This window comes from Kutzneria buriramensis, from assembly GCF_003387475.1.
GTDB classification, from domain to species: domain Bacteria; phylum Actinomycetota; class Actinomycetes; order Mycobacteriales; family Pseudonocardiaceae; genus Kutzneria; species Kutzneria buriramensis.
Genome location: NZ_QUNO01000015.1, coordinates 122,165 through 148,333 on the forward strand (window position 1 = coordinate 122,165; position 26,169 = coordinate 148,333).

A 26,169-nucleotide genomic window follows, 5' to 3' on the forward strand; every position below is an offset into this window, starting at 1 on the left:
CCGGTCCGCCGCCGGCGGACCGGGCCTGGCCGCGTGATCGCCGTAGAACCGAAGGACAGGCCATGAGTCTGGAGATGCCCTCCGAGCTTGACTGGTTGTTCAAGTTGCTGGCCGGCCAGGAATGGCCCAAGGGCGACGAGGACAAGCTGCGCGAGCTCGGCCGTGCGTGGACCGAGTTCTCCACGTCCGTGCAGGAGATCTCCGGCGACTTCGAGCCGATGTTCAACCTGGTCACGAGCAACCTGAGCGGTCGCCCGGCCGAGTCCTTCCAGCAGTTCGTCACGCAGATGCACAAGCAGCTGCCGGCGATGGTCGACGCCGGCAAGCAGGTCGCGAAGCTCTCCTCGCAGACCGCGCAGCAGGTCGAGTACTCCAAGTACATGATCATCGGCCAGCTGGTGCTGCTGGCGGCGGAGCTGGCGTGGGCCGCGGCCAACGCGTTCTGGACCTTCGGCGCCAGCGAGGCGATGACCCCCGCCTTCATCGCCGCCACCCGGCTCACCGTGTCGATGATCCTGCGCCGGCTGGCCATGGCGATCCTGACGGGCGTGGTCTCGCAGGTGGCGCTGGACGTCGCGATCCAGACCATCCAGGCGATCAAGGCCAAGCTCAACGGCGACGACTTCACGTGGAACTGGAGCAACACCGCCAGCGCCGCCGAGATGGGCGCGATCGGCGGGGCGCTGGGCGGCGGCATCGGCATGGGGCTGAACAAGTTCAAGACCACCGGTTTCGGCGACACGTTCGGCGGCCAGCTGTTCACCGGCGGCGCCACCGGCCTCGGCATGACCGAGATCAGCAACCTGATGAACCACGACGACGCCAACCTCGGCTTCGGCCTCACCTCCGGCCTGGCCGGCGCGCTCGGCGGCGGTGGGCGGCGCGGGCACGGCGGCGGCGAGCCGCACATGGGCGACATTCACGTCGACGACGTGAACACGCCCAAGTTCGACACCGGCGACTTCAACAAGCCCAATCTCAGCAGCGACTTCACGCCGCCGCCGGAGACCGGTGGCGGCGGCAAGTTCGACACCGGCGGCGGCAACAACCTCAACACCGGCAACGGCAACGGCTTCACCGGTGGCCACAACGACTTCACCACCGGCAACGGCAACGGCAACGGGAACCATTCCGGCCTGGAGGGTCTGGAGGGGCCGCCGCCCAACGTCAGGAGCGAGACGCCGCCGCCGAGCGGTTCGCAGGACCACAACTCCGGCTCGCAGAACAACGTGCCGCCGCCGCCGTCGGAGAACACGGGCTCCCAGGGCGCTCCGCCGCCGGTGCAACAGCACGAGGAAGCCGCGCCGCCTCCCCCCGTGCAGCAGACCCAGGACTCCACGCCGCCGCCGCAGGCCCCGCCGCGTGGCAGCCAGGGCAACACGTCCGCGACGCCGCCTCCTTCGCGTACCAACACGCCGCCGGCGCAGCAGGCGCCGCCACGTGGCGAGGGTTCGCAGACCCCACCGCCGCAGACTCAGGAAACCCCGCCGCAGAGCCACGAGCAGCCGCCGGTGCAGCAGAGCACCGAGACGTCCGCGCCGCCGCCGGCGCAGCACGTCCAGACGCCGCCCGCGGAGCACCAGGCCCCGCCGGCCGAACAGCACCAGGCGCCGCCGGTGCAGCAGGCGCCGCCGACCCAGCACCAGGTTGCGCCGCCGGTGTCGCACCAGAGCGCGCCTCCGGTGTCGCACGAGGCCCCGCCGGTGTCGCAGCACCAGAACACTCCGCCTCCGGTGGAGCAGCACCAGAGCTCGCCGCCGCCGGCCGAGCAGCACCAGGCCCCGCCGGTGCAGCAGCACCAGAACGATTCGTCGACGCAGCAGCACAACACCGGCACGGACACCGCTGCCCACAACCTGGGCGGCGGTCCGCGGACCACCAGCACCACCAGCACCGACACCGGTGGCCCGGCCCGTGGTCCGCAGGAGCAGCCGCACACCCAGCAGCAGTCCACGCCGCCGCCGATGATGGGCGGTCAGCAGCACGACGCCCCGGCCACCGACAACCGTGGCAACAACACCAGCAACACCGGCGGCGACCGCGGCGTCAGCAACACCCCGCCGCCCAGCCGTGGCACCACGACGACCAACACCCCCACACAGTCGTCGCCGACCCCGGCGCCTCGCGGCACGGACCGTCCGGTCACCGTCGACAACACGCCGAAGGTCGACGCCCCGAAGATCAACACCGAGAGCGGCCTGCCCCGGGACAACACCCCGAGCACCACTCACGAGAACACCACCACCACCACCACGCACGAGCCGGCCACCCAGCAGGCGCCGCCGGTCCAGCACACCCCGCCCGCCGAGTCCACCCCGCCGGCCCAGCACACTCCGCCGGCCGAACACATGCCGGTGACCGACAACACCCCGGTCACCCAGCACACTCCGTCGGCCGAGCACACCCCGGCCGCGCCGACGGCGCCGCACGAAACGGCCGTCCCGCACGACAACACGACCACCAACCAGCCGGCCCCGCACGACTCCACCCAGAACCCGCCGCGCCAGGTCTCGAACCAGCAGCCGATCCCGCACGACGAGCCGGTCACGGCCAAGGACAACACGCCGGCCCCGCACCAGAACGAGGCCGTCCCGCCGCCGATGATGGGCGGCGGCCAGCCGCACGAGGCGCCGGCCGGCAACTCGCGCGGCGGCGGCAACAACGAGCGTGGCGCGACGGTGGACTCCGGGCCGAAGCCGCGTGTCGGCGACCGGACCGACACCGGCCCGCAGACCCGCACCGAGGACCCGACCCGCAAGCCGCCGTCGGAGCGGGGCGCCGGCCGGTCCAACGACCCGATGCCGCGGCCGAAGACCGAGCACGACGGCGGTGTGACGCCGAAGCCGAAGTCGCCGACGACCACCGGCGGCGTCAAGAGCCACGAGTCCACCGCGGCCCCGGTGGCGGAGAAGGGGCCGGCGACCAAGGGCCCCGACACGAAGGCCCCGGAGACCAAGACCCCGGAGACCAAGGCTCCGGAGACCAAGGCTCCGGAGACCAAGGCTCCGGAGGCGAAGGACCCGGAGAACAAGGGCCCCGAGAACAACACGCCCAAGGACGATGACACCGCCCCGATCAAGCAGCCGATCAAACGCGTCTCCGACGACGAGAGCTGGCGCCACAGCGAGGCGCAGACCGCGGACTGGATGGTCCCGAAGAACCCGCTGCACAACGACCAGTGGTCGCACCTGCGCGGCACGCCGGCGTACGAGAACGCCAAGGCGACGGTCAAGGTGGAACGACCGGCGTTCCTGACCAACTCCAAGGTCGAGATCACCGACGTGAACCGGCGGAAGTACGACGACCCGCCGGCGGCCAAGGACGACACCACCACCGGCGGCGACAAGACCCCGCAGCCCAAGGACGCCGGCACCAGCACGCCGAAGGACGCGAAGGACGCGAAGGACGCGGCCAACACCAAGACCCCGCCCAAGGACGACGAGGGCCCCAAGGCCACGATCGTCCAGGAGAAGGGTCCGAAGATCACGCTGAACGCCGAGCTCGCGCCGACGACCTACGACGTGCGGCGGCTGGAGATCGAGCCGGGCAAGTGGGTCAAGGAGTTCACCGTCAAGGTGCACCTCGACGTCCCGCCGGGCACCCCGCCGCACCTGGTCGACAACATCCAGAAGGGCATGCAGCGCGGCGTCGACCGCTTCTACAACCAGGGCAACCGGCTGCCCAGCGGCGACCAGTTGCACGTGCGGGCCGAGTTCGTGCCCAAGGGCGGCGGCGAGCACGTCACCGTGCAGGGGCTGCCCGACGGCGCGCGGGCCCACCAGCTCGGCTGGACCTCCCAGGACACCGACCACACCCTGGCCCACGAGCTGGGCCACACCCTGGGCTTCTACGACCACTACAAGAACGACATGGTCGTGTTCCAGGACAAGGCGCACGGCTCGCAGCACCAGGGCTTCGACCCGAAGACGAAGACCAAGCACGACGTCGCCCCCGTGCAGAACCGGGTCGTGTCCGACACGGACAAGGGCATGATGACCAACGGCCTGTACCGGGCCGACGCGGCGATCAACCCGCGCGAACTCTGGCTGCTGGAACGGCATCTGGACCACTCGGGCGCGATCGTCCGGGACACCCACTGGCAGGACCTGCACGGCGGCAAGCAGCCCAACCTCGGCCCCTCGGTGTACGACCGGGCCGCGAACGGCGACGGCCACGCGCTGACCCAGCTCGCGGACGAGGGCAACCGCGAGGCCATGACCACGCTGACGAACCTGGCCCGCAACGGCGATCCGGGCGCGCACCAGGCCCTGGTCGACCTGGCCGACAAGGGCCACGTGCACGCGCTGGACGGGCTGGTCCGGGCCGGCGACAACAACCAGTACGGCTCGATGGCCAACCGCCGGCCGATCGACGTGCTGGACGAGCTCGCGCACCGCAGCCCCGGCCCGCACGAGGTGGCCCAGTCGCTGCTCAAGCAGCTGGGGCACGACAACAACGTGCCGGCGCTGGAGGCGTTCGCCAAGCGCGGCGACAACAGCGCGCACGACACGCTGGTGCAGCTGGGCGGCCACGGCAACAACGACGCCGTGCGCGGCTTCGTCGACCGCGGCGACGTCAGCGCGCTGGACAAGATCCACGGCCTCGGCAACCAGGCCGGCTACGACGGCATCAAACACCTTGCCGGGCAAGGAAACGTGCCGGCGGTCGACCACCTGGGCAACCACGGCGACGTCAAGAGCCTGGTGGACGCGAGCAAGAACAACTCGCTGCCGGCCTACGACAAGGTGAAACAGTTCGCCGACCAGGGCAACCACGAGGCCATCAACCACGTCGCCGAGAAGCACGACGTGCCGAAGCTGGTGGACCTGGCGGCCAACCACAAGCACCAGCAGGCCTACGACAACCTCCGGCAGTTGGCCGTCGACAAGCACCAGCCGGCGGTGGACGCGCTGGTGCACGGCAACGACGTCAGCGGCCTGCGGCACGTGGCCGAGCAGGGCAACATGTCCGGCTACGACGGCATCAAGCACCTGGCCGGTCAGGGCAACCAGGACGCGCTGAACCTGGTCCGGGACGCGGGCGACGTCAACACGCTCAACGACCTGGCCAACAAGGGCGTCGCCAACTCCGGGTCCGCGCTGCGGCAGCTGGCGGCCAACGGCAACCACGACGCCGTGAACTCGCTGGCCAACCTGAAGGACCACGACGGCCTGTCGGACCTGGCCCGCAACGGCAACAACCAGGCCGGCCAGCACCTGCTGCAGATGGCCAACGGCGGCGACCACAAGGCCATCCAGGCCCTGGCCAACGCCGGCCACCAGGACGCGATCAACTACCTGAACCAGCAGTCCGGCGCCAACCAGGGCGGCGGGCACCACGCGAGCGGCGCCCCGTCGACCAACTTCCACGTGCCGGGCGCCTTCGACCCGCAGCCGGCGGTCGGACACCACGGCGATGCGCCCGAGAACCGGCCGATGCAGCCGCACCAGCCGAACATGGACGGTATCGGGCTGGTCGAGTCGGTGCTGCGCAGTTCGGCGTTCCAGCACGCGCCGGTCGAGCACGCGTCGCCGTTCGTCGGCCGCGGCGACGTGAAGTCGGCCACCGACACCGTGCTGAACAAGATCCAGCAGGACCCGAACCGCTTCACCTTCCCGGGCTTGGACTCGCGGGGCATCTCGAACTGGGCCTCGCAGCACGTGGACCAGCGTTCGCTGGAGAAGCTCGCGCCGGACCTGGAGCCGCACCAGCCCGGTCTCAGCAACGAGGCCAAGGTGCAGCAGTGGCGTTCGGCGCTGGCCAACGACCTCGCCGCGCCGTCGGCGAAGCGCTGGCAGGTCGTGCGGGCCGCCGCTGACGGCCCGAACATGTCCAAGGGGGACCACGAGGTCCTCGACCACGTCACGAAGTCGGTGACGGACCATGGGGCGCTGCCGTCGTCGGCCGACCTGGTCACGAAGGGCCTGCAGACCCCGTCGTGGCACGACTCGCACGTCGGCCAGCACCTGCCCGACGCGGTGGCGCACGGGCTGGACGTGCACCTGGTCGTCGACAAGAACGGCGAGCAGACCCACCACGGGCCGGACGGCGCGCCGCAGGTCGACATCCGCTCGCACGACAACCAGTACTCCGCGCTGGGCGAGCCCAACCGGCAGGAACTGCTCAACGGCATGAAGGCCTGGCTCGGCGGCAAGAGCACCGAGCAGGTCGGCCACGACGTCGCCGACCTCGTGCACGGCCGCCAGGACGAGGGCCTGTACAACCTCACGCAGCGGATGCAGAAGCTCAAGATCGCGGCCAACCACCCCGGCGGCCCGCAGGAGTACATGCACGACCTGATGGACCGGTCGGCCGACCTGCAGAACCGGATCCACCAGGAGCGCTCGGCCACCACCTGGAAGCCCGACCTGCTGCAGACGCCCCAGGAGCGGGCCGAGACGGCCCAGCACAAGGCCAACATCGACCAGCTCGACGCGCTGCTCAAGGACAACGACAAGCAGATCGCCGACCTGAAGGCGGCCGGGCCCGAGCTCGGCATGATGCACGTCGTCGACAAGTACGTGGCCGGTGAGCAGGCCGACGGGCTCGCGCACCTCACGCCCAACGCCCTCAACCAGATCGGCGACCACCTGAACCGGCAGATCGCCGACGCCCAGCGGGCCGGGTTCGACACCTCGCAGCTGCAGAAGCTGCAGGACCGCGTGCAGAACGAGCCGGCGGTGCGCCGCGTGCTGGCCCAGGCCTCGCTGCGCGGCCTCGACGGGCTGAAGTCCAGCTACGACGACGCGCGGGAGGCACTGGACAACTACCGCGAGGGCAAGTCGGCCAACACCGGCATCAACGGCTTCCTGAACCGGCTGTTCGGCGCCACCCCGGACCACACCGACTTCGACGCGAAGATCCGCGAGGCCCAGGACCTGGTCGACCAGCACGGCCGCGACCTGGAGCTGGCCAACCACCCCGACTACCGCAACCGCTTCGACCGCGCGGCCGACCTGCACCAGAAGATGCAGAACATCCAGCGCATCCAGGAGAACGTGCAGGCGTCCACGGACCGCCGGCATGCGATCGAGGCCCAGCTGCGAGAGGCCCAGCAGCGCCGCTACGCCGCGGAGCAGACCGTCCGGGACGCCCAGGCGGAGCAGGAGTTCGGCCAGCACTCGTCGCACGACAACAACTCCGACCTGTACGCGCCGCACGACGACGCCGGTTCGGACCTGCACGGGCCGCGCGATTCCGACTCGGGCCTGTACGCGCCGCACGAGGAATTCCAGCCGCACCAGGAGTTCCAGCCGCACGACGACGCGTCCAGCGTCCACTCGCACGACGCCGACCCCCACGCGCCGCAGATCACCCCGCGGCAGGCGCATTCCGCCTTCAAGGCCTCGCTGTTCGGCAAGAGCGGGGACGAGCTGCGGAACCTGGCCGACGAGCACCAGCACGACCCGGACCGGCTGCACGAGATCCGGGAAATGCAGCGGTACCAGGAGATCGCGAACAAGGACGGCGGCATCGAGCAGCACGTCCGCGATCTGCACAAGGAGATCGACGAGACGCACCGCCAGGTCAACGACCTGAAGCGGGTGACGGACGCGCTGCCGGACGCGTGGAAGTCCGACCTGACGCGCCGCAACCAGGAGGAGCGGCAGGCCGAGCAGCAGCGACTGACGCGGCACGAGCAGAACCTCACCCAGGAGCTGCGCCGGCTGGAGCACGACCAGACCGAGGCGCTGACGGCCTACGCCATGCACCTGCCGGACGACCCGCGGGCGCCGGGCTGGGAACGCTTGTCGCCCAACGACATCGCGCGCATCGAGGACCACGTCGAGAGCCTGATCCACGACGCGCGCCTCGGCGGGTACGAGCCCGAGCACCTGGACCGGCTGTACGGCACGGTGCGGGACATCCGGATCGGCGACGAGGGCGGCGCGCACATCCCGGCCGACGAGGTCCACACGCCGTCCGAGCACGAGCCCACGCCGTCGGAACACGAGCCGGAGCCGACGCCGTCCGAGCACGGCCAGGAGCAGGCACCGCACGAGCCGGCGCCCCAGCCCCGGCCTGAGCCGCGGCAGCCGTTCATGCGGCAGGAGCCGCCGACGCGGTCCGCCGCGCCGGACCTGGACATGGTGGTGCCCGGCGGTTTCGGCCCGGTGCACGAGGGGACGCCGCTGCGGTCGTTCGAGGCGTCGCTGTACGGCCTGGACCGCAACTCGTTGCACGACATGCAGCAGACGTACTCCCGCGACCCGGAGCGCTCGGCCGCGGTGCAGAGGATGCTGGACCTGGACCGCGACGCCGGGCGGCCGGACGTCTACGACCGCCGCCTGCAGACCGCCGAGCGGGGGCTGGCCGACGCGCAGGCCCGCCGCGACCGGTGGTCGGCATCGGACCTGGTGCCCAACGCGGTCAAGACCCAGCGGATGATCGACGAGCACGCGGCCCGCCAGGCGCAGAACGACCGCCGCGTGCAGTACTACGAGGACCGCATCGCGCAGCTCCGGAACGACCGCGACGCGGCGCTGACCGTGCACGCGCTGCGGCTGCCGGACGACCCGACCGCCCATGGCTGGCGCAGCTTCAGCGACTCCGACCTGGACGCCGTCCGCAGCCACGTCGAGCAGCAGATCGAGCACGCGCAGCAGGGCGGCCACCCGACCGAGCACCTGCAGAACTTCCTGGACTTCACGCAGCAGTTGCAGCACGGCGGCGACCACGTCCCGGCGCCCACCGGCTACGAGGGCGTCAAGCACCTGGCCGGCCAGGGCGACCAGAACGCGCTGCACCAGGTCCGCGACGCGGGCGACGTCAACACCTTGCGCGACCTGGCCGACCGGGGCGTCGACGGCGCCAACACGGCGCTGCGCGACCTGGCCGGCAACGGCAACCGGGACGCCATCCGCTCGCTGTCGGACCTCAACGACCTGGACGGGCTGTCCCACCTGGCCCACAACGGCAACGCGCTTGCCACCGAGCACCTGGTCCAGAAGGTGGAGGGCGGCGACCGGAACGCCCTGCACGCATTGGCCGACGCCGGCCACCAGCAGGCGATCGACGAGGTGCACCGGCAGGCCGGCATCGAGGACCCGGCGGCGGGGCACCACTCGACCAGCGCCCCGATGACCCAGCACGGCAACGAGTTCCGCATGCCGGGCGCCTTCGACCCGGAGCCCTCGGGCAACCACCACGAGGAAGCGCCGCCGGCGCCGCCCAAGCAGGCGCACCAGCAGAGCCTGGAGGGCAACGGGCTCGTCGAGTCGATCCTGCGCAGCTCGGCCATGCAGCACGTGGAAACCGAGCACTCCTCGCCGTTGGGCAGTCGGGAAGCGCTCGACGCCGCCACGAACTCGGTGCTGGACAAGGTCAACCAGAACCCGCACCAGTTCGAGTACGAGGGTCTCAGCGCGCAGGGACTCTCGCGGTGGGCCGCGGACCACGTCGGCGAGGGCACGCTGGAGAAGTTCGCCCCCGACCTGGAGCCGCGGCAGCAGGGCCTCAGCCACGACGCCAAGATGCAGCAGTGGCGGTCGGCGCTGGCCGACGACCTGGCCGGCGGCTCGCAGCGGCGGTGGCCGATCGTGCGGTCGGCGCTGCACAACGAGCCCCTGCGCCCGGGCGACCACGAGCTGGTGGACCACATCGCCAACTCCGTCAAGGAGCACGGCGCCCTGCCGACCTCGGCCGACCTGGTCAGCAAGGGCCTGCAGACCCCGTCGTGGCACGACTCGCACGTCGGCGAGCACCTGCCCAGCACCGTGGCCGACGCGCTCGGCCTGCACGTCGTCGTCGACCACAACGGCGAGCTGACCCACCACGGCCCGGAAACCGCGCCACCGGTGGAGATCCAGTCGCACGACGGCCACTACTCCGCGCTCGGCGAGCAGACCCGCCAGGAGATGCTCGACGGCATGGAGGCGTGGCTCAGCGGCAAGTCCGTCGACGAGGTCGCGCACACCTTCGACGACGTCCTCGAGGGCAACGACCGGGCGGTGTCCGACGTCGCGCAGCAGACGCACCTGCTCAAGAAGGCGGCCGCCCACCCGGACGGTCCGCAGGGGTACAGGAAGGTTCTCCAGGACCGGGCCGCGAACCTCGAAAGCCGGCTCAAGGACGCGCAGTCCAAGGCCACCTGGAAGCCCAAGGCGCTGCGCAGCGCCGCCGAGGAAGCGGCCGAGACCAAGCGCAGGACGGAGGTCCAGCTACTCGAACACCGCCTCAACACCGCCAGGCAGCAGATCGCCCACCTGGACGCCAACCACAACAAGGCGCGCGTGACGCACCTTGTCGACCGGTACGTGGCCGGCCCCAACGCCGACGGGCTGAAGAAGTTCAAGCACCCGGCGCTCGGCCAGCTCGAAGAGCACCTGGCCAAGCAGATCTCGGACGCCGAGCGGGCCGGCTTCGACCCTTCGGACCTGCGCAAGCTGCACGAGCGGGTGCAGAACGAGCCGGCGGTGCGCCGGGCCTGGGTCCAGGTCGCCCGGGAGGGCGTCGACGCGCTGCGGAGCGCGTTGGACGAGGCGAAGCAGACGGTGGAGCGCTACGAGCTCGGCTTCGCGCAGCGCGAGAGCCTCGGCTACCGTGCGCGGAACCTGTTCGGGCCGACCGAGGATCTCGCCCCGCACCGTGCGGCCATGGGCGAGGCCAAGGACTTGGTGAACAAGCTCGAACACACGCTGTCGCTGACGGAGCACGACGACTACCGCGACCGCTTCGCCGGCGCCTCGAAGTTGAACGACGGGATCCAGAAGTTCGATCGCTTCACCGACGGCCTCGCGGAGCGCCAGCAGCGCCGTGACGCCCAGTTCCAGCAGCAGATCAGCCACAGCAGCCTCACGGACGGGCAGGCGCATCGGCCCGGCGACCTCCCGCACCTCACCGCGGAGGAGAACCACGCGGCGTTCAAGGCCTCGCTGCACGGCATGAGCGCCGACCAGCTGCGGGAGCAGGCCGAGTCGTGGCGCGGCAATCAGGAGCGGACCGACGAGATCGAGCGGATGAGCCGCTATCAGGACGGCGGTCTCGAACACCACCTGGGCGACCTCACGCGCGAGCTCGACGAGAAGCGCAAGCAGCTCGATGACCTCTACCAGGCCCAGGACGTGCGGCCGGACGAGTCGCAGACCGAGCGGGAGCAGGCGCAGCACCGCGAGGACCAGGAGCGGCTCGCACAGCATCAGCGCGAGCTCGCCGACGAGGTGCGGCGGCTGGAGTCGCAGCGCGCCGACGCCCTCACGGCGTACGCGCTGCAGCAGCCGGACGACCCGAAGGCGCCCGGCTGGCGGAAGCTGTCGAACGACGATCTGGTGGCCGTCGAGGACCACGTCAACGACCTGATGCACGACGCGCGCCTGGGCGGGCACCCGACCGATCGCCTGTACGGGGTGTACAACCAGGTGCGGGACCTCCAGCTCGAGGGTTCGGCCCCCGCGCACTCGATGTTCGACAGCCCGGCCCACGAGCCGACGCCGCCGCCGGGGCCGTTCATGCGGCAGGATCCGTCGCCGCACAACGGGACCCCGGGCGTGGACCACCTCATGCCCGGCAGCATCGGCGCCGTCCACGAGGAGCGGTCGCTGCGGTCGTTCGAGTCCTCGCTGTACGGTCTGGACCACAACGCGCTGAGCGACCTGCGGCAGGCGTACGCCGGGGATCCGGAGCGGTCGACCGCGGTCCAGCGGATGATCGACCTCAACCGCCAGTCCGGGCGGCCCGAGGTCTTCGACAACCAGGTGCGGGCGGTCGAGCGGGGCCTGGCCGACGCGCAGGCCCGCCGCGACGGGCAGGCCAACCCCGGGCCGACGGCCAACCGCTGGGTGCAGCAGCACGAGGAGCGCCTCGCCGAGGTCAACCACGACCGCGCCACCGCGCTGACCATACAGGCGATGCGGCACCCGGAGGACCCGACCGCGCCGGCCTGGCGGGACATGAGCGACGCCGATCTGCAGACCGTGCACGACCACGCGCGGCAGCAGATCGAGCCGGCGCGGCAGGGCGGGCACCCGACCGACCACCTGCAGAAGTTCACGGACTTCACCGGGGACCTGCTCAAGGACCGGGGTTACGAGGACCTGCACCCGAACCACGGGCCGGAGTCGACGCCCGCGCCCGAGCCGAAGCCGCAGCCGTTCATGCGGCCGGGACCGTCGACGCGGTCCGAGGGCCAGGACATGGACATGGTCGTGCCCGGCGGGTTCGCCCCGGTGCACGAGGGGACGCCGCTGCGGTCGTTCGAGTCGTCGCTGTACGGCCTGGACCACAACGCGCTGACCGAGATGCAGCAGATGCACGCCCACGATCCGGAGCGGTCGGCCGCGATCCAGAAGATGATCGACCTCGACCGGATCGCCGGGCGGCCGGACCTGTTCGACCGCCGGGTGCGGGCCGCCGAGGAGGGCCTGGCCGACGCCAAGGCCCGCCGCGACGAGCGGTCGGCGCCGGGTCGGTTCGGCGACGCGTTCACGTCCAAGGCCGCGCGCGAGGAGCGGGAGGCCCGTCGGGAGGCGGACGACCGCCAGGTGCAGTTCCTGGAGAACCGCCTGGCCCAGCTCCGCGGCGACCGCGACGCGGCGATCACCCTCCATGCGCTGCGGGAGGAGGACGATCCGGCCTCGTACGGCTGGCGGGGCTACGACGAGACCGACCTGAAGACCGTGCACGACCATGTGCAGCAACAGATCGAGCACGCGCGGGAGGGCGGCCACCCGACCGAGCACCTTCAGAAGTTCGTGGACTTCACCGAACAGGTGGGCCGCGATCGGGGCTACGAGGACCTGAACACCCCGCGCAACGGCGCCGATCACCACGAGGCGGGCCACGAACCGGCGCCCGTGCGGCGGGTCGAGCCGAGGCCGCAGCCGTTCATGCGGCAGGAGCCGCCGACGCGGTCCACCGCGCCGGACCTGGACATGGTGGTGCCCGGCGGTTTCGGCCCGGTGCACCACGGCACACCGTTGCGGTCGTTCGAGGCCTCGCTGTACGGCCTGGACAGCCGCACGTTGCACGACATGCACCAGACCCATGCCCGCGACCCGGAGCGGTCGGCCGCGATCCAGAAGATGATCGACGCCTCGCAGCACGCGGCCCGGCCCGACATCGTCGACCAGCGGGTGCGGATGGTCGAGGACCGGCTGGCCGACGTGCGGGCCCAGCGTGACCAGCGATCCGTGTCGGACCTGTTCCGGCCGGACGAGCAGGCCAACCGGCGGCAGGCGGCCGACCGCGAGGTGCAGCGCCTCGAGGACCGTCTGACCCAGCTCAGGAACGAGCGCGACACGGCGATCACCGTGCACGCGCTGCGGCAGGAGAACGACCTGACCGCGCGCAGCTGGCAGGGCTACGGCGACGCCGATCTCCGGACCGTGCACGACCATGTGCAGCAGCAGATCGAGCACGCGCGCGAGGGCGGCCACTCGACCGAGCACCTGCAGAAGTTCGTGGACTTCACGCAGCAGCTGATCGATCACCGGGCCGGTCATGACACGGCGCAGGAGCACGTCCCGGCCGAGCACCGGCCGGCCCCGGCGCCGGCGCTCGCGCCGCACGAGCCCTACAACTCGCCGGACGAGCTGCTCGCCGACCTGCACGCCGACTCCGTGGGCCACGGCCCCGCCTCGGCGCACGCCCCGCTGCTCGGGCCGGACCTGTTCGGCCTGCACCAGGCCCAAGAGCCGCCGTCGTTCATGGCCGGCCACGACCACCGCAACCTGACCGCCGGCCAGTCGATGCAGTTCGTGGAAATGCTCGACATGACCAAGGGCTACCAGCTCGAGCACGAGCACATGGACCCGAACGGCGAGCACCTGTGGGACAACTCCGACTGGACGATCCCGCACGAGCGGGGCGACGACCAGCTCCACTCGTGGGCGCCGGCCGAGCATCTGCCGCCGCTGGACAAGCACACCACCACGCCGCTGCTGACGCACTCCATCTGGCTGGGCGGCCCGCTGCGCGACGCCGGCACGCAGGCCTCGTTCCGCAAGAACTTCGGCGAGTTCGGCGACAACTGGCACGAGTCGTCGGTGCCGGTGCTGTGGACCGACGTGCCGCGTGAGCAGTTCAACGAGGCGCTGACCACCCACGCGCCGACCGACGGCTCGCCCGACCCGCTGCGCGACGTGCGGGACATGGCCGACTGGGCCAAGCAGCACAACATCCGCGTGGTCAACGTGCACGAGGTGTTCAACAGCGAGCACCCCATGCAGCTGCAGGAGTTCTACAACTCCGAGGCCAACAAGGGCGTCGGCCCCGGCTACGCGGCGGCCAGCGACATCCTGCGGATGGAGATCATGCACCGCTTCGGCGGCATGTACTCCGACGGCGACAACGTCATCCACAACGTCAACGACCTGATCCTGACCGCCCAGTCCGACAAGGGCTTCGCGGTGCACAAGACCAGCTACGGCACCGGCAACTCGGCGTTCGTGATGTCCAAGGGGCACCCGTTCGCCCAGGCCTACCTGGACCAGCTGCGGGAGAACTACGGCAAGAACCAGCAGGAGATGATGCCGCGGGGCATCAACTCGTTCGGGCAGCAGTTCTTCGACTCGCCGATGGGCAAGGTGCACCGCAATTCGGTGATGGTGCGCACCGGCCCCGAGGCGCTCAACCAGGTGGCCAAGCGGATCGGCTACAAGGGCCACACCGAGCTGCCGGGCATCGGCAACATCCGGATGAACAGCGACGGCAGCTGGCTGAAGCCGCCGCCGGAGGGCGCGTCGGCGCCGCGGCCGTACGACCGGGCGTCCACTTTGGACCTGACCAAGAACGTGGTCCAGTCGCTGGTGCGCGGCATGCACAACCGCGACGGCGACCTGCACCTGACCGCCGTGGAACCGGCCGTGCGCAAGCACCCGAACCCGGACCTGGTCTGGCACGCGGCGATCTCGTACCTGACCTCGCATCCCGACCTGTCGCACCAGATCAGCACGATCACCGACCGCCGCACCATCAACGGCGAGCACCACGACGTGCAGCTGCCGGAGTCGGTGCGGTCGATGCTGAACATCTCGCCCGACGGCGAGCGGCTCAACCTCGGCGAGACCACGCGGCCGGCCACGGTCAACGAGTCGGCCGAGCACCTGGCCGCGGCCGCGCCGCACGGGGACGGCCCGATCGAGCACCCGCCGGCCGTGAAGGACCCGTCGCTGGCGTCCCCGAAGGACTGGGAGCACCTGCGCGGACACGCGCCCGTCGGCCAGGCCAACTCGGAGCGGTTCGATCCCGGCGCCAAGCAACACTTCCAGCCGGGCAAGCCCGGCAGCAGCAGCAACCACCTGCTGGACGGCTGGATGACGCGCATCGGCTACGAGTCGCGGCGGATGGAGGTCTCGCCGGGCAAGTGGGTGCGGGAGTTCACCGTCCGGCTGGACACCAAGGGTGAGGGCGTCGGCCCGCACGACGTGCAGGCCGTGCAGGACCGGGTCACGAAGACGATCAACGACCACATCAACGGCCGCTACAAGCTGCCGAACGGCGACCAGTTGCACATCCGGCCCGACTTCGGAGCCAAGGACCCGGTGACCGGCAAGACCGTGCACGACGGGCCGGTGCACGGCAACGTGACCGTCCACAATGGAGACCAGACCAACCAGGCCCGCTGGTCCACCAAGGCCTCCGGCTCAGTGCTCACCCACGAGGTGCTGCACAACCTCGGCCTCAAGGACGAGTACAAGGACACCGGCGCGATCTTCCGCAAGAACGTGGACGACGCCGCGGTGCGTGGTCCGATGGGTCGCGACGTGCTGACCAAGGCGCCGGAGCTGACGCCGCAGCACCTCAAGACGATCGAGGACGTCGCGCAGTCCAGCGTGGTGCAACACGACCTGCCGCTGGGCTCGCACGGCCTGCCGGAGAGCGCGCACACCGGCAACCACCGGGACGTCGCCGACCCGTGGACCACCACCAGCCACGGCACGCCCGGCCACGACGACACGTCGGACCACAGCGGCTCTGGCCACCACCCGGCCCCGATGCACGAGCCGGGCGACGACCTGGCCGTGATCAAGTCGGACGTCGCCGGCGAGCACGGCGTGCACATCTCCGACGACGGCCAGCACGGCGTGAACGCGATCCGGGAGAGCAACCCGAACGCGCCGGCCACCGAACTGGCCAAGGTCAAGCAGCGGGCGTTCACCGCCGACGAGGTGCACGGCATCCAGAACGCGCTCAAGCACTACGCGCCGATCACCGGCGACCGGCGGGCCACCTCCAGCCGCGCGCACGTCGAGCAGGAGGTGCAGCACTTCGGCGCGGCCAACTTCGGCCTGGAGAACAACAAGGTCAGCCCGGGCATGGGCGGCGAGTACATCGCGTCCCACAAGACGGTCAACCTGTACGCGCTGGGCGTGCTGAACAAGGAGTTCGGCTCCGGCCCGCGCAATTTCGAGGGCACCGCGACGCACGAGCTGTCGCACGGCCTGCTCAAGTACGCGCTGGAGGACTACGGCAAGCACATCGGCAGCTGGGGCGAGGACGGCAGGACACCGAACCGCGCCCCCGACGCCGAGCCGCCGAGCGCCGCCAACATCAAGAGCCACGACGCCGACTTCGAGGCCGCGATCAAGTCGCACCTGTTGGGCAAGGACGCCTTCGCCGAGCGGGCGCCGAAGCGGTCCGCGTTCATCGACCAGCTGGAGCACGACCACCCGGACGTGTTCGCCAAGCAGGGCAGCGAGTTGTCCGGCCAGCGGGCCAAGCGGATCTTCAAGGCGCTGGGCAAGGACAACCAGCGGGAGTTCAACGAGCGGTCCGGCTACTGGGACCACGACGGCTTCCCGAAGTTCCAGGGCGAGCGGCCGATCACCAAGTACGGCGCGACGAACCTGAACGAGGACATGGCCGAGGCGGCCAAGTACTACTTCCTCGACCCCGACAAGCTGCGCGCCGAGGCGCCGAACCGGGCCGCGTTCTTCGACAAGCTGGTCTCGGAATGGACGCCACACGAGCAGGAGCACGAGGGCGAAGGCACGCACGCCCCCTCGAACGCGCCCAGCGAGCACCGCCCCGCGCCCGCCCCGATGGACGTGCACGAGGAGAACCAGCGCCGGGCGATGGAACTGCACGACCGTCTGGAGCGCGAGCACCAGGCCGAACAGCAGCAGCGGCAGGCCGAGGAACAGCGCCGCCAGCAGGAACTGGCCGACCAGCAGCGGCGGGCGCGGGAGGAGGCGGAGCAGCGCCGCCAGCAGCGGGTGGCCGAGCGGGAACAACGGCAGTCCGAACGCGAGCCGCATCCGTTGCGCACCACGCGGTTCCGCCCGCAGCTCCAGGCGACGCCCGAGGACCACCCGCTGGAGGTGCAGGAGCACCGCCAGGACCCGGAACCCGATCCCGACGCGCCGCGTCCGGTCGATCCGGCGCAGCTGCCGAGCTACGTCCGGGACAGCCGGTCGCTGGGCCTGGGCCGTGCGGTCGATGCCGAGCACCTGGCCGACGACGTCGTCACGAGCGTGCACGACCAGCTGCCGATGACGGCGGCGGAGCGCCGCGGCCTGACCGGCACGGACACGATCCACCACGCGATCACCGAGAACCTGGGCTCGTTCCTGGGCGACGGCCGCAAGTTCGAGGTGAAGGTCAACGGCAAGACCTACGAGGCGACCGTCAGGGCCCGCCTGGACTTCACCGACGCGCAGCGGACCACGGTGCCCAAGCAGACCCTCGATCTCGCGGGCTCGACGGCCCGCACGGCCGCGGCCAGCACCACCAAGACCCGCACCCACGACCTGTCCGGCTCGGTGACGGTGTCCTCGGTCGTGGGCCCCGGCGGCACCGTGTCGGGCAAGGTCGTCTCCGCGCGGCCGACGATCTCGCTGGACTCCAGCGCGGGCGTCACGCAGTCGCACTCGCTCAGCCACGAGGGCGCCGACCTGATGCACGCCAAGGTCGACTTCCACGTGTCGCTGACGGACGCCAAGGGCGCGCCGACACACCCGGCCGGGCACGTGGAGTTCCGGCGGGACGTCACGCTGGCGCTGCCGACCGACGCGGTCGGCACGCCGCCGGCGCACGCCCACGTCACCGACGTCCGCCCGGACCACCTCAACGTCTTCGGCGCGGAGGCGGTCAGCGGCGTCGGCGGCGCGTTCGAGCACCTCGCCGGCGACCTGCACGGCAAGATCACCGCGATCGGCTCGCCGGGCCGGCAGGAGCTGCTGAACTTCCTGTCCGCGGACAACATCCGGAGCAACCTGCCGTCGATGGCCAAGGACTGGATCTACTCGCCGGACCTGGTCAGCGCCGACGGCACGCGGATCGGCGCGGTGCGGATGCGCATCGAGCCGGTCGGCGCGCGGCTGGAGGGCAGCGTCGGCGGCTACAAGGTCAACGCGAACACCGAGGGCTCGGCGACCGCCGGCCGGGGCGCGACGACCAAGTCCGGCTTCGACATCAGCGGCACGTTCGGCGGCGCCGCGGCGCCGCACCCGGTGAGCAAGGTCAGCGCGGGCGGCGGCCTCACCGTCGGCTACACGCAGCGCGACAGCCTGGCCAGCTCGCTCGGCGACGCCGCCAAGTGGAAGTCGTCGCTGCGCACCGAGGGCACGACCGGCCTGTACAACATGGGTTTCCGCCTGCACGTCCAGGCGATCGGCCACGACGTGCACACGGTTGGCGGGGCCAGCGCGCACATCCGGATGTCCGACATCGAGGCCGGCCACGCGGGCCTGCAGGTGCCCGAGGGCGGGCACAGCGACTTCGAGGCGACGCCCCAGCGGCACTACGCGCCGGAGTACCTGGAGTCCGGCAAGTCCATCGGCCTGGGCTCCGTGTTCCACCTCAGCGGCACCGACGGTGTCCGCGACCACGTGGAGAACGCGCTGCGCGGCAACGAGACACTGCGGGACCTGGCGCCGGAGTTCGGCAGCGACCGGCTGGCCGGCCGCTCCCGGTCGGACATCGCCGAGGCGATGAACAACCGGCGACTGCTGGACACGCACCTGTCGCACGAGAACCTGTCGTCCAACCTGAACAGCATGCTGGCCGGCGGCATGAAGCTCCGGCTCAAGCAGCCGGGCCTCGGCCGCAACCACTACGTCACGGTCACCGTGAAGGCGACCATGGGCCCGCTGGACCACCTGGGCAAGGCCGCGGACCACCAGGTGCGCGGCTCGGGCTCCAGCAAGGCCAAGCTGTCCGTGTCCGACACCGCGCAGAAGGGCGGCTCGGTCGCGCTGGAGGGCCGGGTCAACACGCCGGTCACCGACTCGCGCGCGGTGACCACGCCGACCACCTCGGCCGGCGGCCGCTACGGCTACACCCGCACCTGGAAGACCGACACCGGCCCGGAGATCGGCGACAAGCTGGGCACCTCGGGCGAGAAGACGGCGCACGCGTTCCACTCGAACCTGCGCTACGAGGTCACCATCGAGGAGCACAGCCGCAACCGCTCCTGGGTCCGCCGGATCACGCCGGGCCTGCCGGGCAACCACGTGCCGGAGGTGCACCGCGGCGCGGCGCACCACATCGACGGCCAGGTCACCGTGCTGGTGCCGGAGAGCCTGACCAGCCACACCCAGCCGACCGCGCACGTCGACCGGCACGTGACCACGCCGGAGCCGGCGCCGCGCTCGATCACGCAGCTGCGCCAGGACGCCGGCCTGCGGCGACCGCCGGAGTTCCAGCGCGTGGAGGCGGTCATCGGCGCGGAGCACATCCACGCCGCCGCGGTCGACGCGCTGCGCGAGGCCGGTGGCGGCGACACCGCGCTGTCGCTGTCCGGCCGGGTCAGCGCGGACGAACTGCACCACGCCTTCAGCCCCGAGGTGCTGGAGGGCGACCCGCAGGTGATGCGCCGCGGCCTGCAGGTGGACGGCCTCCAGTACAACCGCCGCATCGCGGACCGGGTCGGCGCCGTCGGCATGACGATGGAGCTGGGCAACCCCCGCATCGTCGCCGTCTCCGACGACATCTCCCTCACGCACACCCAGACCGGCGGCTACACCGTCACCGGCAGCAAGCAGACCGACCACTCGCTGGACCTGACCGTCGGCGAGGCGGTCGCGGCCCGTCCGAACGTGACGCCGGCGCACGGCTCGGCCACCTTCAGCGCCAGTTCCACGCTGCGCGGCTGGAAGTGGTCGGCCAAGACCAGCCATTCGCTCGGCGGTTCCGTGGAGCATGGCGTCACGTCCGGCAATGGCCGCACGGTGCTGGTGAAGATGGACGCCATCGCGCACGTGGTGGCGGAGTCGCGGCAGAACAACGTCCTGCACAACACCGAGGTCCGCACCGCCGGCCGTACCGTCAACCTGCCGGACAGCGTGTTCGTGCGGGTCACCGAGCAGCAGGCCCGGACCATGGGGCTGCTGCCGGAGCACGGCCTCGACGCCCAGCAGCCGGCCGCGGCCCCGCGCCCGGTGCTGCCGGCGCCGACGACGCTGGGCGGCCCACACGCGTCCGTCGGCTTCGGCCACGTGGAGCCGACCGGCGACCTGACCGCCCTGGTCCCGTCGCTGCGGCGTAACCTGGGCGACCTGGGCGGCAAGCTGCTGCCCGAGTCGGTGCTCGACGACTCGATGGGCAACCTGCGCCGCATCGGCACGCAGTCCTCACAGGAGGGCGTGCGGTCCCTTGTGGACAGTGCGCTCAACGGCGGCGTGTCGCTGCTCGCGCCGAAGGCCAACACCTTCTCCCACGACACGTACGAGGTCGTGCTGCACGCGACGCCGACCGGCGCGCCGACCTACCTGGGCGTCACCCACGACGGCACGACGCTGTCGCACGAGTCGACGTCGACCACCAACGACGCCGCGATGACGGGCAAGGAGGCGAACTCCGGCCTGACCGGCAAGTTCACCGGCACCGGCATGCCCAAGACGCAGGACAAGGCGGTCAGCGCCGCGCTGCCCAACTCCGTCGGCGCGTCCATCACCCGCACCACCGGCAGCAAGATCACCCACACCGACACGGTCTCGGCGACCCAGACCAGCTCCTCCAGCGGCCCGCAGGCCCGCTACCGGCTGCCGGTCGACTTCCACCTGGAGATCCGCCGCAACGGTGTGGAGATCGGCCGCTCCGCCGTCGATCCGCACGAGCTCGTGGTGCGCAAGCTGGCCGACGACGTGTCGACCGCCGGCGACCACGCCACCGGCGGGCCGAGGGTGCTCCGCCCGCTCGGCGCCGACGACGTGCGGCCGGAGCAGGTCAGGCAGTGGCAGCGGGACGGCGAGCAGCTGCCGGCCCAGGTGCACGTCGACGACTTCACCGGCGACATCCGCGAACTCCGGACGCAGGCGCACGCGCTGACCGGCGACCTGCGGCCGGCCCGCAGCCACGCGCTGGACACCTCGCTCACCCCCGAGGTGATCAAGGCCAACCTGCCGGCGATGCTCAAGGGCCCGGTGGAGCTGCCCGGCCTGAAGGACACGGGCCTGACGGCGTACGCCAAGCTCACCAACCCCCGGCTGGTCGCGGTCAGCGACTCGGTGGATGTCGGCGGCGCGACCAGCCACTCGTCCAAGATCGACACAGAGGTGTCCACGTCGGTCACCGGCTCGGTGAACGCCACGGTGGCCGGGGGTGGCGGCGGGGTCCGGGACACCCCGGCCACGCCCGAACACCACCGGGACGTCAACGCCAACTTCGGCGGCGCCGACGTGAAGCGGTCCGGCCTGGACAGCACCCGGACCTTCCCGTCCACCGGCGACACCCACCCCGCGACGCCGGCCACCACCACGACCAGCGACCGGCGGTCCAAGGTGCTGGTGTACGACACGGAGATCCGGTTCCAGAAGGATGGCCGCGGCGCGTCGCTGGTGTTCAAGGACGGTGCGCGGATCCGGATGGCCGACGACGGCGCCCTGCCCGACACCGTCAAGCAGGCGCAGGATCGCGTCAAGACGACCGAGGAGGCGTGGAAGGACGCCGAGAAGGAGCTGCTCACCGCCCGGCACAAGATCGACGACGCGTACCTGGCCGCGCGGCAGGAGATCGCCGACCGGCAGACGGAGCTGGCGCAGGTGCGGCAGAACGAGGCCGTGCACCTCAACAACACCACCGCGCTGCGCAACGACATGTGGGACGCGAGCGTCCGCGGCGACCAGGCCGGGATGAGCCGCCTCCAGACCGGCCTGGACCAGGCGCACCAGCGCGGCGCGGAGCTGACCCGGGAGCGGCAGGAGATCGAGCGCCGCATCGACGAGCTCCAGCAGCCGCAACGGGACGCGCAGCAGCAGGCGCAGCAGGCCCACCAGGCCGCGCGGACCGCCGAGGACGCGTGGTGGGACGCCCGGCGCGCGCGGGACAACGCCATCGCCGACGTCAACCGCCCGCCGGCCGAGGACGACCCGAACCGCCCCGCCCCCGCGCACGACAACGACAACGACCCGAACCGGCCCGCGCCCGCGCACGACAACGACCCGAACCGGCCCGCGCCCGCGCACGACAACGACAACGACCCGAACCGGCCCGCGCCCGCGCACGACAACGGCACACAGCCGAACCGGGGCCAGGACTACAACCCCGAGGCCCACAACCAGAACAAGCCGGTCATCGACGACGAGTCCTGGCGGCACAGCCAGGAGCGCACGGCCCCGTGGTTCGCGCCCGAGCGGCCGCTGCACCCGACGCAGTGGGAGAACCTGCGCCGCGACGACATGGCCCGGACCGTGCACACCGAGATCGCCGATGTGAAGACGTCGAGCACGATCGGCGCGAACGGTCGGCCGCAGTTCCAGCGCTACACCGGCCTCGTCCGCTACGACCTGCGCCGCATCGAGGTGGAGCCGGGCCGCTTCGTCCAGGAGCACACCGTCAAACTGCACCTGGACGGCGATCCCGCGCAGGTGGCGAAGGCCAAGGCGGACGCCAGGCGGGCCGTCGACGAGATGCTGAACAAGGGCTACCGGCTGCCCTCCGGCGACCAGTTCCACCTGCGCCTGGAGTTCCCGGACAATGCCAAGGACGCGCACTCCACCGTCCACGTCGGCGACAGGGCGACCGACCAGACACACTGGAAGGCCGGCGAGAACCCGAACGTGCTGGCCCACGAGGTGCTGCACTACCTCGGCCCGGGCGACGAGTACCGCGACCCGAGCCGAGTGTTCCTCGACGACGGCCGGAAGTCCGCCGTCCACAACGACAACGGCCTGCTGGGCGGTCAGGTGCGTGGCGGCGACGTGGAGCTCAAGCCGCGCAACCTCTGGCACGTGGAGCGGGTCTCGCACGACCAGGTCGCGGTGCCCGACACCCGGCTCGGCCACGACTACGACGGCCTGAACCTGGGCCGCGAGAACCCGCGCGTGGAGCGCCTGGCCGACGAGCCCACCCGACCACACGACTCCGACGACGACATGTCCGTGGACGGCAGCGACGACACCCAGCACGGCGAGGAGCACGACTGGGGCCTGGGCGAACAGCGCCGTGACGAGGAACCGTCGGAACAGGAGGTGGCCGCCCGCGGCGACATGGCCCGCACCATCGGCGCGGCGCTGGGCCCGGACCACCACAACGTGCCCGAGCTGTTCAACCAGCTGCACCGCAACGGCCGCGACGACCGGTCGGTCCGCGCGCTCGACCAGGCGTTCCATGCGGCGCACAACACCTCGCTGGCCGAGGCACTGACCGGCGCCCACGAGCACGGGCGTCTCAGCGACGACGAGTACCAGCAGGCGCTGCACCTGCTCGGCCACGGCAACACGATGTTCGCCGACCCGGCGCACGACGTGCGGGTCACGAGCACCGCCGGCGCCCGCCCCAGCGCGAACCCCTCGGTGGTCGGAGTGGCGACGGCGATGCGCGGTCACCTGGAGAACGGTCGGCACGAGGAGGCGCTGGCGCTGCTCGGCGGCGTCAACCGCGATCCGCGCGCCACCTGGGCGGTGCACGACGCGTACCGCGACATGTACCACTCGGATCTCGACGCCGACCTGCACCACCAGATGCCGGCAGCGCACCAGGCGTTCCTCGACCACCTGCTCGGCGGCGTGAGCAACCGGGCCGTGCCGCGGCGGGTGGCCGACCAGTGGTTCGGCGAGCTGGAGCGGGCCACCTTCCAGCACGAGTTCCTCGGCGACCTGCCGATCCCGACCGGCCACCCGGAGGACGGCTGCTACCTGCGGGCCCATCTGTGGGCGCTGCGGCTCAAGCAGCTCGGCGCGCCGGTGCAGAAGATCTTCGTGGCGCGGACGGGCCCGCTGCTGTCCATCCGGTCGGCGACCGCCGCCGGCGCGACCCGGGAGCACCCGGTCGAGGTCAACTGGGGCTACCACGTGGCGCCGGTGGTGCGGGTGCACGACGAGGCCGGCAACGAGTCGTGGGCGGTGTTCGACCCGGCCATGCGCGAGGGCGTGATGAGCGCGCAGGACTGGCTGGAGCGCACCGGCGTCACGGGCATCTCCGAGCCGCTGCACGCGCCGCTGCCGCAGATCAGCGCGTTGCTGCACCAGAACAGCGTCGACCACCCCGAGTGGTGGACGCCCGAGGGCACCCAGCGGCTGCCGCTGGGCGCCGTCTCCGTGATCACCGACATGCACGCGTACGGCTTCCCGCACCCGGGCAACGGCTTCCCCGACGGCATCCGCACCACCGACAACGCCGTGCGCCAGAACGAACACCTGATGGTGGACCACACGTTCGCGGACATGGAGCGGCAGCTCCAGCGCGGCGTGCTCGACGTGCTCGGCCGCGGCCTGACCCAGGACGAGACGCTGGCCGAGTTGCGCCGGCTGGCCGAGGGCAACCCGCAGGCGCTGGGCTTCCTGGAACGGGAACAGAACCTGAACCACAGCGTCGGGCTGCTGCTGGCCCTGCCGGACCGGCTGGGCGAGCTGAACGGCATCTTCCCGGCGCTGTTCGACCCGGCCCTGCTGCACGGCGGCGACGACTGGCTGGCCGACCTGCTCGGCCCGACGCCGGCGGAGGCCGTGCTGCCGCACGCCGCCCCGGTCCAGCCGCACGCCCCGGCCGACTTCGACCTCTCACAGTGGCTGTCCGAGCAGGTCCTCGCCCCACCGGCACACGACGACTTCGACTACCAGGGCTGGGCGCAGCACTTCGCCGCCACCGAGCCGCCCGCCGGCTCGGCCGGCGCCGGCTCGTCGCACCACGTGGACGCGCTCGACCCGGCCGACCACACCGGCCCGGCGCTGGCCGACGACTTCGACTTCGACGCCTTCCTCCGCGGCCAGATCAACCTCGACGGCACCCCGGCCGACCACCGGCCGGCGCCACCCGAGCACCACGAGGACGTCGAGACCCGGCCGGCGCCGCCGGAACTCAGCCCGCATCTGCTGGAACCGATCCCCGACCTCGCGACGTCTCATGCGACGGTGGACGCCGACGGGCTGGCGGCCACGCTCGCCGACCACGGTGCGCACGAGGAGACGAGCCGGCTGGTCGTGGACGCGGCCAAGGACGCCGTCGACGCGACCCGGTCCCTGGAGGGCGAGGAGGCGGCCGGCAGGTTCGCGGCCGCGATGCCGCACGCCATGCGGCTGCTGGAGAAGGCCGGGGCGGTGACCAAGCTCCTGCGCCAGGCGGGTGACGCGGTGACGGCCGGGCTCACGCTCTCGCACGTGATGGAGGGTGTGGCAAGAGCCTGGGCGCAGGGCGGCAATGCGGCGGCTGCCGCCGCGGTCGCCCAGGACATGAAGCGCCTCGGGCTAGGCTTCGCCGAGGTGAATACCGAGGGGATTGAGGCCGATGCCCAGTGACCAGTGGGTGTTCCTGGTCGACCCGGCGTGGGAGCCGGCGGCGGACGGGCAGAACCCGCCGGCCGAGGCGGTGGTCGGCGGCTGGCTGCTGGTCGACGGCGCCGTCTGCCGGTTCGAGCCCAACCCCGACTACGAGCCCCCGACACCGGAGTCGGCCACCGACGCGGTCGACGCCGCGCTGCGCACCGAGGCGGATCCGGACGCCCTGTTCGCGGTGATCCGCGAGTCGGAGTTCGGGGTGGCGCTGGACGAGCACCAGCGGCCGCTGATCGCCCCCGGCCCGGACGACGCGCCGTCCCTGCTGGTAACGACCGCGCCCGGGCATCGCGCCCGGGTGCGGGCGGAGGCGTGGCGGGTGGTGAACGCCGAGGAACTGGCCGGCCTGCTCGCCAAGCACGAGGTGGACGCCCTGGTCAACCCCGGCGCGAGCACGTCGACGCGACTGCCGGCGGCGATGGTTGCCGACGCGGCAATTCATCCTGCCGGGTGAGTCGTGCGGTGTGGACCTGGCAGTATCGGGGGCGTGCGCCTGTCCTCCGACCCCGGTGAGCTGCCG

Annotated in this window: 2 protein-coding genes; both read left to right on the top strand. The window is 71.6% G+C overall.

What is annotated here, in order from left to right:
• Window positions 1–62 precede the first annotated feature (62 nt).
• Complete coding sequence (locus tag BCF44_RS37615) at window positions 63–25,613, top strand: WXG100-like domain-containing protein (protein WP_116179256.1); 25,551 nt, start codon at window positions 63–65, stop codon at window positions 25,611–25,613.
• Window positions 25,603–26,103, top strand: a complete 501-nt coding sequence (locus BCF44_RS37620) for a type VII secretion system-associated protein (RefSeq protein WP_116179257.1) — start codon at window positions 25,603–25,605, stop codon at window positions 26,101–26,103. The genes BCF44_RS37615 and BCF44_RS37620 overlap by 11 nt, the downstream gene beginning before the upstream one ends.
• Window positions 26,104–26,169: the final 66 nt, after the last annotated feature.